17 protein-coding genes are annotated in these 14,555 nt (G+C 72.2%); 9 read left to right on the top strand and 8 right to left on the bottom strand.

What is annotated here, in order from left to right; translation table 11 throughout:
- A complete protein-coding gene (locus tag ABZU91_RS29450) occupies positions 1 to 1,191 on the bottom strand; it encodes a GNAT family N-acetyltransferase (RefSeq protein WP_355247419.1) in 1,191 nt (396 codons plus the stop codon).
- A 54-nt stretch (positions 1,192 to 1,245) separates the two neighbouring features.
- On the bottom strand, positions 1,246 to 1,965 hold the full coding sequence (locus ABZU91_RS29455) for a protein phosphatase 2C domain-containing protein (RefSeq protein ID WP_355247422.1): 720 nt from the start codon (positions 1,963 to 1,965) through the stop codon (positions 1,246 to 1,248).
- Between the two features lie 62 nt (positions 1,966 to 2,027).
- On the opposite strand from ABZU91_RS29455, the gene ABZU91_RS29460 reads away from it, so the two are divergent.
- Positions 2,028 to 3,050 (top strand): AAA family ATPase, encoded by a 1,023-nt coding sequence (locus ABZU91_RS29460; RefSeq protein WP_355247425.1) that lies wholly within the window; start codon positions 2,028 to 2,030, stop codon positions 3,048 to 3,050.
- 7 nt (positions 3,051 to 3,057) lie between these two features.
- Here ABZU91_RS29460 and ABZU91_RS29465 read toward each other — a convergent pair whose 3' ends face one another.
- On the bottom strand, positions 3,058 to 3,618 hold the full coding sequence (locus ABZU91_RS29465; RefSeq protein WP_355247428.1) for an XRE family transcriptional regulator: 561 nt from the start codon (positions 3,616 to 3,618) through the stop codon (positions 3,058 to 3,060).
- Between the two features lie 57 nt (positions 3,619 to 3,675).
- Between ABZU91_RS29465 and ABZU91_RS29470 the strand changes: the two genes are divergently transcribed.
- The gene (locus tag ABZU91_RS29470; protein ID WP_355247431.1) at positions 3,676 to 4,887 is read left to right on the top strand and encodes a benzoate/H(+) symporter BenE family transporter; all 1,212 of its coding nucleotides are present in this window, start codon (positions 3,676 to 3,678) and stop codon (positions 4,885 to 4,887) included.
- Positions 4,888 to 4,956: 69 nt separating this feature from the next.
- On the opposite strand, the gene ABZU91_RS29475 is transcribed toward ABZU91_RS29470, so the two are convergent.
- From ABZU91_RS29475 to ABZU91_RS29490, 4 genes are all read right to left on the bottom strand, one after another.
- A complete protein-coding gene (locus ABZU91_RS29475) occupies positions 4,957 to 5,325 on the bottom strand; it encodes a hypothetical protein (protein ID WP_355247434.1) in 369 nt (122 codons plus the stop codon).
- Between the two features lie 56 nt (positions 5,326 to 5,381).
- A complete protein-coding gene (locus ABZU91_RS29480) occupies positions 5,382 to 5,633 on the bottom strand; it encodes a hypothetical protein (protein ID WP_355247437.1) in 252 nt (83 codons plus the stop codon).
- An 81-nt stretch (positions 5,634 to 5,714) separates the two neighbouring features.
- Entirely contained in the window at positions 5,715 to 6,176 is a 462-nt protein-coding gene (gene mscL, locus ABZU91_RS29485; RefSeq protein WP_355247440.1) for a large conductance mechanosensitive channel protein MscL, read from the bottom strand.
- Positions 6,177 to 6,215: 39 nt separating this feature from the next.
- Entirely contained in the window at positions 6,216 to 6,911 is a 696-nt protein-coding gene (locus ABZU91_RS29490) for an FCD domain-containing protein (RefSeq protein ID WP_355247443.1), read from the bottom strand.
- A gap of 50 nt (positions 6,912 to 6,961) precedes the next feature.
- Here ABZU91_RS29490 and ABZU91_RS29495 point away from each other — a divergent pair, with 50 nt between their 5' ends.
- Positions 6,962 to 8,236 carry an MFS transporter gene (locus ABZU91_RS29495; RefSeq protein WP_355247447.1) on the top strand — a complete coding sequence of 425 codons (1,275 nt, stop codon included), beginning with the start codon at positions 6,962 to 6,964 and terminating at the stop codon, positions 8,234 to 8,236.
- A gap of 13 nt (positions 8,237 to 8,249) precedes the next feature.
- Here the strand turns inward: ABZU91_RS29495 and ABZU91_RS29500 are convergent, their stop codons facing one another.
- Entirely contained in the window at positions 8,250 to 8,606 is a 357-nt protein-coding gene (locus ABZU91_RS29500) for an STAS domain-containing protein (RefSeq protein ID WP_355247450.1), read from the bottom strand.
- A 165-nt stretch (positions 8,607 to 8,771) separates the two neighbouring features.
- Here ABZU91_RS29500 and ABZU91_RS29505 point away from each other — a divergent pair, with 165 nt between their 5' ends.
- From ABZU91_RS29505 to ABZU91_RS29530, 6 genes are read left to right on the top strand one after another with little or no spacing between them, the layout of a single operon-like run.
- Complete coding sequence (locus tag ABZU91_RS29505; protein ID WP_355247453.1) at positions 8,772 to 9,632, top strand: STAS domain-containing protein; 861 nt, start codon at positions 8,772 to 8,774, stop codon at positions 9,630 to 9,632.
- Positions 9,632 to 10,042: an STAS domain-containing protein gene (locus ABZU91_RS29510; RefSeq protein ID WP_355247455.1), complete on the top strand. Its 411-nt coding sequence runs from the start codon at positions 9,632 to 9,634 to the stop codon at positions 10,040 to 10,042. Before ABZU91_RS29505 ends, ABZU91_RS29510 begins: the two co-directional genes overlap by 1 nt.
- Positions 10,039 to 10,458, top strand: coding sequence for an anti-sigma regulatory factor (locus ABZU91_RS29515; RefSeq protein WP_355247458.1), 420 nt, complete (start codon positions 10,039 to 10,041; stop codon positions 10,456 to 10,458). Before ABZU91_RS29510 ends, ABZU91_RS29515 begins: the two co-directional genes overlap by 4 nt.
- A complete protein-coding gene (locus tag ABZU91_RS29520) occupies positions 10,446 to 11,468 on the top strand; it encodes a SpoIIE family protein phosphatase (RefSeq protein WP_355247461.1) in 1,023 nt (340 codons plus the stop codon). Before ABZU91_RS29515 ends, ABZU91_RS29520 begins: the two co-directional genes overlap by 13 nt.
- Positions 11,458 to 12,819, top strand: a complete 1,362-nt coding sequence (locus ABZU91_RS29525) for a sensor histidine kinase (protein ID WP_355247464.1) — start codon at positions 11,458 to 11,460, stop codon at positions 12,817 to 12,819. The genes ABZU91_RS29520 and ABZU91_RS29525 overlap by 11 nt, the downstream gene beginning before the upstream one ends.
- Before the next feature lie 2 nt (positions 12,820 to 12,821).
- Positions 12,822 to 14,360, top strand: coding sequence for a SpoIIE family protein phosphatase (locus ABZU91_RS29530; protein WP_355247473.1), 1,539 nt, complete (start codon positions 12,822 to 12,824; stop codon positions 14,358 to 14,360).
- Positions 14,361 to 14,555: the final 195 nt, after the last annotated feature.

The following is a 14,555-nucleotide window of genomic DNA, read 5'->3' on the forward strand; positions in this document are numbered from 1 at the left end:
TCAGAAGTCGGCGAAGAGGTACGGCACCGCGCGCGGGAAGATGCCGCGCAGCTCGGCGGCCGCGTCGACCGGGACGTCGCCCAGCCCCCGCAACGGCAGCTCCGACGGGTCCAGCACCCCGTACGCCAGGGCGGAGAGTCCCGCCGCGCTGAGCGTGGTGGTGGGCGCCGGGCCGCTGTCGCCGGCAACGACCTCGAGGATGCCGGTCGTGCCGTCCAGCAGGTGCGTGCCGGCGAGCCAGCGGTCCCCGGTCAGCTCGACCTGGACCCGGCCCGCCCCGACGGGCAGCCCGTGCAGCGCGTCCAGCGACAGGAGCCGGGCCATCGGCGCCGACGAACCGGGACGGCCCGCCCGCGCCTCGACGTGTACGTCCAGGTCGGTGAGCCACAGCTCGGGCAGCTCGTCCGGCGGGACCTGGACGCTCACCCGTTCGATTTGGTCGACGTGCCGGGCGAGGAACTGCAGCAGCAGCGTCCGGGCGAGCGGGTCGGTGGCGAGCAGTTCGCTGCCGTGCAACGTGCCGCCGTGCTCGTCGATCCGGTAGGTGAGCGCGCCGGTCACCTCGCCGTCCACCCGGGCGGTGAGCAGCCAGTGCTCGTCGCGGTCGCGCAACCCGACCGCCCGGTAGTCCGGGAACAGCGAGAAGCCGTGCCGGTCCCGCAGGCAGCGCTCGGTGAACGCGCGCCACGTCGGGTAGCCCGCCCCGATCCGCTCCCAGCCCACCTCGCCGGGGAGTTCGGCACGCAGCAGCGGCCCCAGGTCGGCAGGGGTGAAGGTGACCGTGCGCGGCTTGGGCAGCCCCACGTAGCCGAACCGGGCGTAGAAGCTGGGCCGGAACGGGTAGAGCGCGCTGACCGTGTGCCCCTCGTCGCGCATCTCGTCGAGTAGCTGGTGCAGCAGCGTCCGTACGTGCCCCTGGCGGCGGGCCAGCGGATGGGTGGCCACCCCGGCGACGCCGGCCATCGGCAGCACCACGCCCCGCAGGTTCTGCCGCATCGGGATGGCCGAGGCGGCGGCGAGCGTGTCGCCGCCCTCCTCGACGATGAGCGTCGTGTTGCCCTCGCTGTAGGGCAGGTAGTCGCGGAACTGCTCGACCCGGGCGGCCCCCAGCGGTGACGACTCGAACGCGTAAGCGGCCAGCGGGAAGCTGGTGGTGAGGCGGTCCTCGGCGGACACCCGGCGGATGGTCATCCGCTCATCTCAACCCGCCGAGATGAGCGGAGCAACCGGATTGGCCGGATCGGGTCAGCGGGTGGTGACGTCCGAGACGACGACCGTGACGTTGTCGGGAGCGCCGGCGTGGTGAGCCAGCTTCACCAACTGCTCGCCGCACTGCTGCCGGTCGGAGTACATGCCCAGCGCCGCCGCGATGTCGTTCTCCTCGACGTAGTCGGAGAGCCCGTCGCTGCACAGCAGCAGCCGGTCGCCGGGGACCACGGTGAGGACGCCGACCGCCGGTGGGGTGTCCGCGCCCTGCACGGCCCGGGTCACCAGGGAGCGCTGCGGGTGGTGCCGGGCCTGGTCGGGGGAGAGGGTGCCCTGGTCGACGAGCGCCTGCACGAACGTGTCGTCACGGGTGAGCTGGGTCAGCTCCCCGTCGCGCAGCAGGTAGCAGCGGGAGTCGCCGACCTGGGCCAGCACCAGCGTCTCGGTGGCCAGCAGCGCGGCGGTGAGCGTGGTGCCCATCCCCTCGCGCGCCGGGTCGACGGTGATGGCGGCGTGGATGCGCTGGTTGGCGGTGCTCACCACGGCACGGAGCGCGTCTGCGGCCTCGTCCGGGTCGGTGGGCGGCGTCAGCTCGTCGAGGATGCGGATCACGATCTCGCTCGCCACCTCGCCCGCGGGCAGGCCACCCATGCCGTCGGCGACGGCGATCAGGCGGTCACCGGCGAGGGCCGAGTCCTCGTTGTTGGTGCGGACCAGGCCGATGTCGTTGAGGATGGCCGAGCGGAGGATCAGCGTCATGGTGCCAGCTTGCCAAGAACACCCCGCCTTCGTCTCTACGCACTACTGCGTAGGGTTGAGAAATGATGCCGGTGTCCATGGTCGGACGCGCCGGCGAGCTCGCCGAGCTCGACCGGGCGTGGTCCGCCGTGGCGGCCGCCGAGCGCCGCGCGCCGACCGTCGCGGTGCTCACCGGCGCGGCCGGCGTGGGCAAGAGTTTGCTGGTAGCCGCCGCGGTGGACGCCTTCACTCCGCGTCCGGCAGTGGTGCTCTCGGGAGCCGCCCGGGTGCACGGCCCAGCCCCGTACGACTGGTTGGCGGCGGTGCTCACCGGCCGCGACACCGGATCGCTCGCCCTGCCGGCCGACGCGCTGGCGTGGCTCGCCCAGCAGCCCACCGCGCCCCGCGAGCGGTACGCCCCGGGCACCCTGCTGCGTCTCGCCGTCCGTACCGTCCAGTTGCTGGTGGGCACCGGCCCGGCCGTGCTGGTCGTGGACGACCTGCACGCGCTCGACCCGGCCAGCGTCAACCTGGTCGGTGAGCTGGCCACCGTGGCCGAGCTGCCGGCGCTGCTGGTCGTCGCCAGCCGGCCCGCCGCCGACGCGGTGGCCCCGGACCTCACCCGCCGCGCGTTGGCGCGCCTGTGCGGGGTACGCGGCGTCGTCCGTCAACACCTCGGCCCGCTGCGCCCGGCCGAGGTCGCCGAGGTGCTGACCCAGGTGTACGCGGACGACGGTCCGTCGGAACGGCTGGTCACCTCGGTCTGGCGACACACCGGCGGCAACCCGTACGCGTTGACCGAGCTGCTGGCCGCGTACGCCGGGGAGGGGCCGGACGCGTTGCTGCGGCGGTTACCCGGACCGCGTACGCCCCTCGGCCCGGCGGCGGCGGTCGATGTCGAGTTGACCGCCCGGGAGGTCGAGGTGCTGGGCTGCCTGGTCAACGGGATGTCGAACAAGCAGGTCGCGAAGGCGCTGGGCATCTCGGTCCGCACGGTGACCGTGCACGTGTCGAACCTGCTGCGCAAGACCGGTTCGGCGTCGCGGACCGAGGTGGCGCTCTGGGCGGTACGTCGGCGGTTGCCGGTCCCCGCCCCGGTGGACTGAGCCGGGCTCAGCGGCGGGGGTAGCGCAGCAGCAGGCTCGCGGCGACCTCCTCGTCGCCCACCGCCGCGTACGTGTGCGGCACGTCGGAGACCCAGCGGAGGTGATCGCCGGCCGGGGCGGTCAGTGGCGCGTCGGCCGGGCCGGCCCGCAGCACCCCGGCGAAGACGGTGATGTGTTCGGTGACGCCCGGCTGGTGGGCGGGGGAGGTCTGCACGACGCCCGGCGCGACGCGCATCCGGTACAGCTCGTAGGTCGCGTCGGTGTCGGTGAACACCTCCAGCAGGGTGGCGGTGACGGCGGTGCCGTGCGCGACGGGCCCGGGTGCCGGATCGGCGAGCAGGGCGGTGAACGGTACGCCGAGCTGCGCCGTGACCGCCCAGAGCGTCTCCAGGGTCGGGTTGCGGGTGCCGTTCTCCAGGCCGGACAGGGTCGCCTTTCCGATGCCGGCGCGCCGGGCCAGTGTGGACAGCGAGATCTCCCGCTCCTCGCGCAGGGCGCGTACGCGCCGACCGACGACGGCGGGGTCCACGTCGAGGCCCGGTCGGCCCGCTGGTGGTTGCTGCGGCATCGGGCTATCGTGCTACACGCTGTCGTTCCGTAAACGGAACGCTCGGAAGGTGGTGGCATGGGCGGGCGCTCGCAACCGGTGCTGGCCGGCGTGGTGACCGCGCTGGTCGGCTTCGCCAGTTCGTTCACCGTCGTGCTGGCTGGGCTCCGCGCGGTCGGCGCGTCGGACGCGCAGGCGGCCTCCGGGTTGCTGGCCCTCTGCGTGACGTGCGGGCTCGCCGCCGCCTGGCTGGGCTGGCGGCACCGTATCCCGATGAGCGTCGCCTGGTCGACGCCGGGCGCGGCCCTGCTGGTGGCGACCGGGCCGCCGCCCGGAGGGTGGCCGGTCGCGGTGGGCGCCTTCCTCGTCTCCGGGCTGCTGATCGTCGCGGCCGGTCTCTTCCCACCGCTGAGCCGGGCGGTGGCCGCCATCCCCAAGCCGGTCGCCGGCGCGATGCTCGCCGGAGTGCTGCTGCCACTGTGCACCGCCCCGGTCCGGGCGCTCGTCGAGCTGCCCACCGTGGCCGGCCCGGTGGTGGCCGGCTGGCTGTTGCTGCACCGGTTCGCCCGCCGCTGGGCGGTGCCCGGCGCGCTGCTGGTGGCGGTGGTGGCGATCGCGCTGACCGCGCCGCCGGCCGGCCTGAGCGGTGCCGCGCTGATCCCGTCGGTCACCCTGACCGTGCCCGCCTGGAATGCGTCGGCGCTCGTCGGGCTGGCCCTTCCGCTGTTCCTGGTCACGATGGCGGCGCAGAACGTACCCGGCATGGCGGTGCTGGTCGGCTACGGCTACCGGCCGCCGTTCGGCGCCGCGCTGCGAGCCACCGGGCTGGCCAGCCTGCTGGCCGCTCCCGCCGGCGGACACGCCGTGAACCTCGCGGCGATCACCGCCGCGCTGGCCGCCGGCCCCGACGCCCATCCGGACCCGGAGCGCCGGTGGGTCGCCTCGGTCACCGCCGGCGTCGGGCTCGCTCTGCTCGGGCTGGGCGCTGGCGTCGCTACAGCCCTGGTCGCGGTCGCGCCGCCGATCCTCATCGAGGCCGTCGCCGGACTGGCCCTGCTGGGTGCGCTCGCCACCGCGCTCGCCGCGGCGGTGACCGACCCCCAGGCCCGGGAGGCCGCCGTGGTCACCTTCGTGGTGACGGCGTCCGGGGTGACGCTGATCGGCGTGGGAGGCGCGTTCTGGGGGCTGGTCGCCGGCTGCCTCATGCTGCTGCTCTTCCGCCGCCGCCCGACCCGGCCCGTCTCGCCTTCCCCGACCGAGCCTTCCGGCCTGATCCACTCGGGTTCGTGAAAGGCGGGGTGTCCGGGCTGCGGTGACGCCCCACTTTGCGTGGACCCGGTGTCGATCAGGGCGACGGGCTCACCCCTCGGCTGGCAGGTCGGCCACGCCGACAGCGAGCCGTACCCGACCCTCCGCTACGGCGGCGATCCGGTCGGCCGGGACGTACACGGCACCATCGGCCGACTCGGTGGAGACCTTCAGGTAGCCGGTGTGCAACAGACGCGCCGCCAGGTCGGCCGGCACGTCCGGCTCCTCGACCGCCGTTGCCTCGATCAGCTCGTCCAGGCTGCTGCCCGGGTCGGCGGTCGGGGTCTGCACCGTCACCGCGTTCGGGTCGCCCCGCTGGACCAGGTCCACGGTCCCGATCTCGGTGCCGGCGACGTCGATCACCGGCATCCCGGTGGTGATCCGAGAGATGGTCACCTGCTGCTCGTCCTGCTGGTCCATCTCTCAGCGGTTCCCGGGGCGGCGCGCCACTAAACGCCGCCTCCGGAGCCGCGCACTCAGCTGGTGGGGAGAGTCCAGCCGCCCGGTGGGCGCGGGGACAGCTCCCGCCAGGTGTCCGTGCCGTCGAGCAGCGCCCGGACGGTCTCCTCGGCCTCGTCCGCGCTGCCGTACTCGTAGAACCGGGAAATGCCCTCGGCGCCGCCGGCCCGCTGCTCGACGTGCCACCGATCGGCGTCCACCCGGAGGAAGACGTCCCGCCGGGCCAGCCGCCCCCATTTCCCGTTCCACCAGTGCTTCCGCTGCTCCATGGCGGGACTCTATCGAACACACGTACGAGAAGGTGCGGCCCCTGCGGGATTCCCGCAGGGGCCGATGTGCATCCGGTCGGGTCAGCGCTGCGTCGGCGGTTCCGTCCGGCGGCCCAGCACGTCGTCCAGTGCCCCGCGCTGCTGGCCCGGGGTGGTGTGACCGGCGGAGACCAGCGCGTCACGGATCTCGGTGAGCAGCTTGACCTCCTCGCTCGGCGCCGCCGGCGGCGGCTCCTCGCCCCGCTGCCGCCGCTCGGCCAGCTTGTTCATCGGGAACACCACGAAGAAGTAGAGCACCGCAGCGGTGAGCAGGAACGTGATCACGGCGTTGATGAATGCCGCCCAGTCCACGTAGTTGCCGTCGGTGATCTTCCACCTCCCGGCCGACAGGCCGGTGCCTCCGCCGAGTGCCTTGATCAGCGGTTCGAGGAACGACTTGGTCAACTGGGTGACCACGCCCGTGAACGCCGCGCCGATCACGATGCCGACCGCCAGGTCGACGACGTTGCCGCGCATGATGAAGTCTTTGAAGCCCTTGAGCATCCGTACTCCCGAGGTGTCCGATTTTCCGTCGCGGACAACCTATGCCCCAGCGGGAAGCTCCAGAAAAGCGCCGGCCTCGATCGCCGCGCGGCCGGGGTCGCCGGCCCGGATCGCCTCGACCAGCCGAGCGTGATCGACATAGCGCTCGGGGGTCAGCGCGTCGCCCATCACATGGGCGAGGGTGCTGTGTAGGGCGGTGCCGACCGAGGCGTACAGGTCGGCGAGCATCGAGTTGTGCGCGGCGGCGACCACCGCGACGTGCAGCGCCGCGTCGGCCTCGATGAACACGTCGACCCGGCCGCCGCGCCAGGCCGCCTCGCGGTCGGCGAGCGCGTCGTCGAGCGCCACCAGGTCGGCCGGAGTGCGTCGTAGCGCGGCAAGCCGGGCAGCCTCCACCTCGAACGCGCGTCGCACTTCGACGGCCTCGACCATCCGGTCGTCGCCGAGCCGCCGCGCCACGACCGGCGCCAGTTCGTCGGTGGACACCACGTACGTGCCAGAGCCCTGCCGACATTCCAGCACCCCGGCGTGCACCAGGGCACGGACCGCCTCGCGGACCGTGTTGCGCCCCACGCCCAGGGCGGCCACGAGTTGGGGTTCAGTGGGAATGCGCCCACCGACCGGCCACTCCCCGCCCAGGATCCGGGCGCGGAGCTGCTCGATGGTCTGTCGGATGCGGTGGCCGCGGGGTGCCACCGGTGGTCGTGTGGAGGGGGAATCGACCGAGAGTGGCACTGGTTACATCACCGGCCTCAAATTCATCCCATGACTATAGGTTAACGGTCATGAACCCGCCACCCATCGCCGCTCCGGCCCCACCCCCTCCCGGCGTCGTCGACACCAGTTCGGGACCTGAGCCCGCAGGCCGTCGCACGCGCCCGGCGACCGGTGGCGCGCTTGTACTGGTCGCGATGCTGCTGGTCGCACTCAACCTGCGCACTCTGGTGACGAGCCTCGGCGCCCTGCTCGACGAGGTCCGCGACGGGCTGGGATTCTCCGGAGCCATGGCCGGCCTGGTCACTACCCTGCCGACCATCGCGTTCGCCGGCCTCGGCGCTCTCACCCCGTGGTTGGTCCGTCGGGTGGCTCCCGCCCGCGTGCTGGTGGTCGCCATGCTGGCTCTCACCGTCGGCCAGGTGCTCCGGGCCGTCACCGAATCCGCCTGGATCTTCGTGCTCACCAGCACGCTGGCACTGGCCGGCATCGCGGTCGCCAACGTCCTGATGCCGATGTTGGTCAAGCAGCACTTCCCGCACCGCACCGGCCTGGTCACCGGGGCGTACACGATGGCGTTGACCCTCGGGACCTCGGTCGCCGCGGCGGCCGCCGTGCCGATCGCGCACGCCTTCGGGTCCTGGCGGGCCGGGCTGGGCGTCTGGGCGGGGCTCGCCGCAGTGGCCGTACTCCCGTGGGTGCCGCTGGCGCTGCGGACCCGAGCCGACGCGCGGCGCGCGGCCCCGACGGCCTTCGCCGTGCCGACGCGGGTGCGGCCGGCGCGGACGCGCCTGGGCTGGGCGATGGCCGTGTACTTCGGAGCGCAGTCGCTCAGCGGGTACGCGGTCATGGGTTGGTTGGCCCAACTGTTCCGGGACGCCGGTTACCGGCCGGAGTCGGCCGGACTGCTGCTGGCCGGTGTGACCGCGCTCGGCGTGCCGATCGCGCTGCTGATGCCCACCATGGCCGGTCGGCTGGACACCCTGCGCCCACTGGTGATCGGGCTGTCCGTCGCGTCGGCTCTGGCCTACCTGGGCCTGGCGGTCGCCCCGCACGGCGGTGCCCTGCTCTGGGTGTTCCTGTTGGCGATCGGCCAGGGCTCGTTCCCGATGATCTTGGCTGCCCTCGGCCTGCGCGCGCGCACCGCCGAGGGGACCGTCGCGCTCTCCGCGTTCGCGCAGAGCACCGGGTACGTGATCGCCGCCCTCGGCCCGCTGACGGTCGGCATCCTCTACGAGATCACCGGCGGCTGGACCGCGCCGATCGGGTTCCTGTTGGCCGCGCTCGCCGTGCAGACGGCTGCGGGCATGGCGATCGCCCGTCCCCGCTACGTCGAGGACGAGTAGGTCGAGACGGTGGTCAGGAGGACGCCGGTGTCGGTTCGCCGGCGACGGCCTCGCCCACCGTCGGATAGGTGTGCAGCACCTCGACGAGCCCGCTCACCTCGAGGATGCGCAGCACTCCCCGCTGGGGGGCGGCCAACCGCACCACACCGCCGGCCTCGTCACAGCTGTTCTTGGCGCGAACGAACACCGACAGACCGGTCGAGTCGCAGAACGAGACGTCCGCCAGGTCGAACACCAGCCGGTTGCGGCCCTTGTCGAGCAGGTCGGTGATCTGGTCCTGCAACTGCGGTGCGGTTGCCATGTCCAGCTCGCCCGCGACCGACACGACGACCACGTCGCCGCGTTGTTCCGTGTGCACCGTCAGGGACATTCGCCAGACCTCCTGTTATCGGGGGAACGGTATCCCACGACCGGGGTCGTACGCAGAACGGGAGCCGGCAACCGGTGGTCATGGTCATTCCATTGCTACGGAGCAAGTAGTTGTGCAGGCCCCGGTGATAGAGTCCGGCCGGTCCAGGTCGAGGGGGGTTTTGCGATGGCGTTGAACGCCGAGGAAAGTGGTCGGCTCGCCGCGCTGCTGAGTGGGCACGCCGAGCAGGTCACGCGGCGGTGGACCGACATCGTTGCCGATTCGCTACGGGGTCGGCTGAGCCACGCCGAGCTGCGCCGGCAGGTCGGGGATCTACACCAGGTGATCATCGGTGCCGCCGAGCAGGGCAGCTTCGACCTGTCCGCCGAGAGCGCCGGCGAGCTGCGCGCCGCGCTGTCCGAGCTGTCCCGGGGCCGGGCCCGGCAGGGGTTCTCCGCCACCGAGACGACGATCAGCGTCTTCGCGCTCAAGGATGTGCTGGCCGAGCTGCTCCAGGAGCCCGGGGCCGCCAACGCGCTGCACGACTTCGTCGCCTACTCCAGGCTGATCGACGAGCTGGGGCTGTTCACCTTCGAGAGCTTCGTACGCACCCGCGAGAGCCTGATCGCCGACCAGGCCGAGCAGTTGCTCGAACTCTCCACCCCGGTGGTCAAGCTCTGGGAGGGCGTTGTCGCCGTCCCGCTGGTCGGCACCCTGGACTCCGCCCGAGCCCAGGTGGTCATGGAGCGGTTGCTCGAGACCCTGGTCGACACCGGCTCGCCGTACGCGATCATCGACATCACCGGCGTTCCCGCCGTGGACACCCAGGTCGCCCAGCACATCCTGAAGACCGTGGTGGCCGCCCGGCTGATGGGCGCCGACTGCATCATCTCCGGCATCCGGCCGCAGATCGCCCAGACCATCGTGGCGCTCGGCATCGAGTTCGGTGACATCGCCACCAAGGCCAGCCTCGCCGACGCGCTGCGCCACGTGCTGCGGCTCACCGGTGTCGAGACCGCTCGCCGTCAGTCACGCCGGGGCGCCTGATGGAACGCGTACCGATCCTCAAGATCGGTGACATCCTGCTCGTCTCCATCCAGCTCGACATGTCCGACCAGACGGCGCTCCAGCTCCAGGACGATCTCGCCGAGCGGATCGTGACCACCGGCTGCCACGGCGTCATCATCGACATCACCGCGCTGGACATCGTCGACTCGTTCGTCGGTCGGATGCTCTCCACCATCGCGTCGATCTCCAAGGTCCTCGACGCCGAGACGGTCGTGGTGGGCATGCGGCCCGCCGTCGCCATCACACTTGTCGAACTGGGGCTGTCGCTGAACGGCATCCGTACCGCGCTGAACGTCGAGCGCGGCATGGAGCTGATCGCGGCGGCCAACGCCGACGAGCTCGCCTACCAGCTCGACGACGATCCGGACGCCGAGACGGCCACGTCGTGACCACGGGCATCGACCTGGGCCACCCGCAGGCGCAGTCGGTTCGCAGCGACGAGGACGTGGTCCGCGTCCGGCAACTCGTCCGTGCGGTGGCGGTCGCCGTCAAGCTGTCGCTCGTCGACCAGACCAAGGTGGTCACCGCGGCGAGCGAGCTGGCCCGCAACACACTGGTCTACGGCGGCGGGGGCACCGTGGAGGTCACGACCGTCGACAACGGCCGACGCAAGGGCCTGCGGATCGTCTTCGCCGACTCCGGCCCGGGCATCGCGGACCTCGACCTCGCCCTGACCGACGGATACACCACCGGCGGCGGCCTCGGCCTCGGCCTCAGCGGGTCCCGCCGTCTGGTCGACGAGTTCGACATCGAGACGTCGGCGGAGACCGGCACCCGGATCACGGTCACCAAGTGGTCGCGGTGAACGGGGACCCGGTCACCGACAGCGGCATCTGGTTCCGGGTGGAGGCCGGCAGTACCGCCAGCGCCGTACGACGCGCCGCGGAACGCCTCGGCGGGCAGCTCGAGATGGGTGCGGCCCGCATCGCGGACCTGGCCATCGTCACCGCCGAGCTGACCAGCAACCTCGTCAAGCACGCTGACAATGGCGTCCTGCTGCTGCGGCCGGTCCGCCGCGCCGGGCAGGCCGGCGTGGAGCTGATCGCCATCGACTCCGGGCCCGGTATGGCCGACCTCACCGTCTCCTCCCGGGACGGCCACTCCACCACCGGCACGCTCGGCATCGGTCTCGGCGCCATCGTCCGGCAGGCGAGCTGGTTCGACGGGTACTCCCTGCCCGGCAAGGGGACCGTCTTCGCCGTCCAGGTCTGGCCGGCCGAACCCGCGAGACCGTCCTGGGCCGGTGGCCTTACCCGTCCCATCACCGGCGAGACGGTCAGCGGTGACGGGTACGCCGTCCGGCTCGCCGACGGCCGGCACCAGGTGCTCGTCAGTGACGGTCTGGGGCACGGCCCGTTGGCCGCCGCCGCCACCGAGGCCGCGCTCGCCGCCTTCCGCAACGCTCCGGCCGGTCCGCCCGCGGCCGTGGTGAGCCACCTGCACCGGAGCATGTCGCACACCCGTGGTGCGGCGCTCGCGGTCGCCGAACTGGCGGACGGCGTGCTGCACTACGCGGGGCTCGGCAACATCTCCGGCATGATCGTCGACGGTGACGGCCAGCGCCGGGGGCTCGTCTCGCTGCCCGGCATCGCCGGCCACCAGCGACCGACGGTGCGCGGCTACGACTACCCGTTCGAGCCCGGCTCCCGGCTCGTCATGCACAGCGACGGCGTCGTCGACCGCTGGCGGTTGGCCGACTATCCGGGCCTCGTCGAACGGTCCCCGCTGGTGCTGGCGGCAACCCTGCTGCGCGACGCCGGGACGCGGCGCGACGACGCCTGCGTCCTGGTGGCGAGGTCCGGGCATGAGCGTTGATCCGGCCTCGGTGCCGCTGTTACAGATGGCGCTGCGCGTCGAACAGGACATCTTCGTCATCCGCCAGCGTGGCCGCGAGGTGGCCGGCGTGGTGGGCCTCGAACACCAGGATCAGGTGCGGATCGCCACGGCTCTCAGTGAGGTCGCCCGGGACCTGCTGCGGCTGACCGGCGGCGCGGATGTCACCTTTCACATCGACGCAGGGTCCGACGGCCGCTTCCACCTCCGCGCCGACCTGGCGCCCGTGGCCCCGCTACCCGACGGCCGCTACGAGCCGCAGTCCGGTTCGGTGTCCCGCCTGGTCGACAGTCTGAGCGTCACGACGGTCGAGGAGGTTACGGTCGTAAGGATGTCCCGCAGAGTCCCGGCGAGCGCGCCGATCCCGACCCCGGAGCGGCTGACCGAGTTCCGTGCCGAACTCGGTCGCATCGCGCCGGGCAGCGCGCTGGACGAACTGACCGTGCAGAACGGGCAGCTCATCGCGGCACTCGACGAGGTGCGCAGCCAGCGCGACGAGCTGGCCGTACTGAACGAGGAACTGGCCGAGACCAACCGTGGTGTGCTGGCGCTCTACAACCAGCTCACCGAGGAGCTGGAGGAGACCAACCGCGGGGTGGTCGCCCTCTACGCCGAGCTGGACGAGAAGTCGGCTCAACTGCGCGCCGCGAGCGAGTCGAAGAGCCGGTTCCTGGCCAACGTGAGCCATGAGCTGCGTGCTCCCGTCACCGCGATCATCGGGCTGGGGCGCCTGCTCGCCGACTCCTCCTCCGACCCTCTCACCACCGAACAGGTCCGCCAGGTCGGTCTCATCCGCTCCTCGGCAGAGGATCTGCTCGGGCTGGTCAACGAGCTGCTGGACCTCGCCAAGGCCGAGTCCGGCCGGATCGAGCCGGACTGGGCGGACGTGGACCTGCGCCCGGTCTTCGGCCAACTACGCGGCACCATGCGGGCGCTGGCCACCCGGCCCGAGGTGGAGTTGACGGTCGAGGAGCCGACCGCGCCGGCCGTGCTCCGCACGGACGAGGTGCTGCTCGGTCAGGTGCTGCGCAACCTGCTGCACAACGCGTTGAAGTTCACCGAACGTGGCGAGGTACGGCTCAGCATCCGACGCCGCGACGACCGCTGGAACTTCGAGGTCAGCGACACGGGTCCGGGCATTGCGCCCGAGCTGCAAGATCGGATCTTCGAGGAGTTCTACCAGGTGCCCGGCGCGACCCGGGTCGGCGGCACCGGTCTCGGCCTGCCGTACGCGCGGCGGCTGGTGACCCTGCTCGGTGGCACGTTGGAGCTGGCCAGCGAGCCCGGCCGGGGCAGCACGTTCACCGTCTCCCTGCCCACAGGCGGAGCGTGACGGTGGACGGCGGGCCGACGACCGTCCTGGTGGTCGATGACAGTCGTACCAAGCGTTACCTGCTGGTCAGTTGGCTCAGTCGGGCCGGGTACACCATGCTCGAAGCGGAGAGCGGCGCCGAGGCGCTTGCCCGGGTCGAGACCGACCGGATCGACCTGGTGGTGCTCGATGTCCGGCTACCCGACCTGAGCGGCTACGAGGTGTGCGAGCGGATCAAGGCGGCGCACCCCGCGATGCCGGTGATCCACGTCTCCGCGCACGCCGTGGACGTCGCCGACCGGGCACAGGGGCTGACCCGAGGCGCGGACGCCTACCTGGCCGAGCCGATCGAGCCGGAGGAGCTGATCGCCACCTCCCGGGCCGTCCTGCGCTACTACCAGGCCCGCCAGCGTGCCGAACTGCTCGCCGAGCGGCTGCTGGGCCTCGCCGACACCACCGTCGCGGTGCACGCCGCATCGACCTTCGCGCGGCTGCTCGAAGTCGCCGCCGAGGGGGCCGCGCAGATCTTCAAGAGCCCCGCCGCCGTGATCGCCGAGACGTTCGACGGTGACTGCATCGCGGGTGTCTGCGCCGGGCCCGGGGCCGAGGCCGCCATCGTGCCGTGGATCGTCGACGACACCGGAGTGCCCACCGGCGCCACCGTGCGGGTGGAACCCCCGGAAAACTGGGGGCTGCTCGCCTGGCCCGCAGACGACACCGTGACCGTGGCCGCGGCCCGACTGCGGGAGGACCGGGCACCGCTGTACGTGGTGGTCCCCACCGCCACCCAGACCGCCCGGACTCCGGTGCTCGTCCAGCTCGCCCAGGCGGTGGCGGCGGCGGTCGAGGCGCAGCGTTCCTTCGACGAGGAGCACCGGATCGCCGTCACCCTCCAGCGCAGCCTGCTCCCGCGCAGCCTGCCCACGGTCGCCGGACTGGACTTCGCGGTGCGCTACGAGCCCGCCAGCGCCCAGACCGAGGTGGGCGGCGACTTCTACGAGCTGGTGATGCTCGACGGCCACCTCCTGCTGGCGATCGGCGACGTCGCCGGCCACTCGCTGCACGCGGCCACCGTGATGGCCGAGCTGCGGCACGCGGTGCGGGCGTACGCCGTCGAGGGGCACCAACCCGGCGAGATCCTGCACCGGGTCAACGAGCTGATGCGTACCCTGCTGCCGGACGAACTGGCCACGCTCTGCGTCCTGCTGCTGCACCCGCCGAGCGGGCGGGTCCGGCTGGCCAGCGCCGGTCACCTGCCGCCGCTGCTGCACCGCGACGGCACGATCGAATTCGTGCAGCACTCGGCACCCCTGCTCGGCGTCCGCGCGCCCCGACCGGCCGACCTGGAGTTCGTCCTGCCGGCCGGCGCCACGCTGGTGTTCTACACCGACGGGCTGATCGAGCGCCGGGACGCCACCATCGACGAGGGGCTGGCCGCGCTGGCTGCGGTGTCGGCCACAGTGGACGACAACCTGGACGACTTCTGCGCCCGCCTGCTTGTCGAACTGGCCCCCAACAAGATCCAGGACGACGTAGCCGTAGTAGTCCTCCGCCGCCACTAACCGCGCCTCCACCCCCTTCTGGGCCGGTGATCATGAAGTTGTTGCCCCCTGGGCCGGCGTGTCATGGCAATAACTTCATGATCAACGGGGTGGGGTGGGGTGGGGTGGGGTGGGTGGGGGCCGCGATCTGGGTGCGGTCGCCGCGCTGCCGGACCGCCATCACCCGGTCCACCGCCTCCCGGCGGGCCAGGAACT

This window comes from Micromonospora sp. NPDC005174 (genome assembly GCF_040608495.1).
GTDB lineage: Bacteria > Actinomycetota > Actinomycetes > Mycobacteriales > Micromonosporaceae > Micromonospora.

Coding starts and splice junctions, on each gene's coding strand:
- ABZU91_RS29450 (WP_355247419.1), bottom strand. CDS start 1,191: ATGACCATCCGCCGGGTGTCCGCCGAGGACCGCCTCACCACCAGCTTC.
- ABZU91_RS29455 (WP_355247422.1), bottom strand. CDS start 1,965: ATGACGCTGATCCTCCGCTCGGCCATCCTCAACGACATCGGCCTGGTC.
- ABZU91_RS29460 (WP_355247425.1), top strand. CDS start 2,028: ATGATGCCGGTGTCCATGGTCGGACGCGCCGGCGAGCTCGCCGAGCTC.
- ABZU91_RS29465 (WP_355247428.1), bottom strand. CDS start 3,618: ATGCCGCAGCAACCACCAGCGGGCCGACCGGGCCTCGACGTGGACCCC.
- ABZU91_RS29470 (WP_355247431.1), top strand. CDS start 3,676: ATGGGCGGGCGCTCGCAACCGGTGCTGGCCGGCGTGGTGACCGCGCTG.
- ABZU91_RS29475 (WP_355247434.1), bottom strand. CDS start 5,325: ATGGACCAGCAGGACGAGCAGCAGGTGACCATCTCTCGGATCACCACC.
- ABZU91_RS29480 (WP_355247437.1), bottom strand. CDS start 5,633: ATGGAGCAGCGGAAGCACTGGTGGAACGGGAAATGGGGGCGGCTGGCC.
- mscL (WP_355247440.1), bottom strand. CDS start 6,176: ATGCTCAAGGGCTTCAAAGACTTCATCATGCGCGGCAACGTCGTCGAC.
- ABZU91_RS29495 (WP_355247447.1), top strand. CDS start 6,962: ATGAACCCGCCACCCATCGCCGCTCCGGCCCCACCCCCTCCCGGCGTC.
- ABZU91_RS29500 (WP_355247450.1), bottom strand. CDS start 8,606: ATGTCCCTGACGGTGCACACGGAACAACGCGGCGACGTGGTCGTCGTG.
- ABZU91_RS29505 (WP_355247453.1), top strand. CDS start 8,772: ATGGCGTTGAACGCCGAGGAAAGTGGTCGGCTCGCCGCGCTGCTGAGT.
- ABZU91_RS29510 (WP_355247455.1), top strand. CDS start 9,632: ATGGAACGCGTACCGATCCTCAAGATCGGTGACATCCTGCTCGTCTCC.
- ABZU91_RS29525 (WP_355247464.1), top strand. CDS start 11,458: ATGAGCGTTGATCCGGCCTCGGTGCCGCTGTTACAGATGGCGCTGCGC.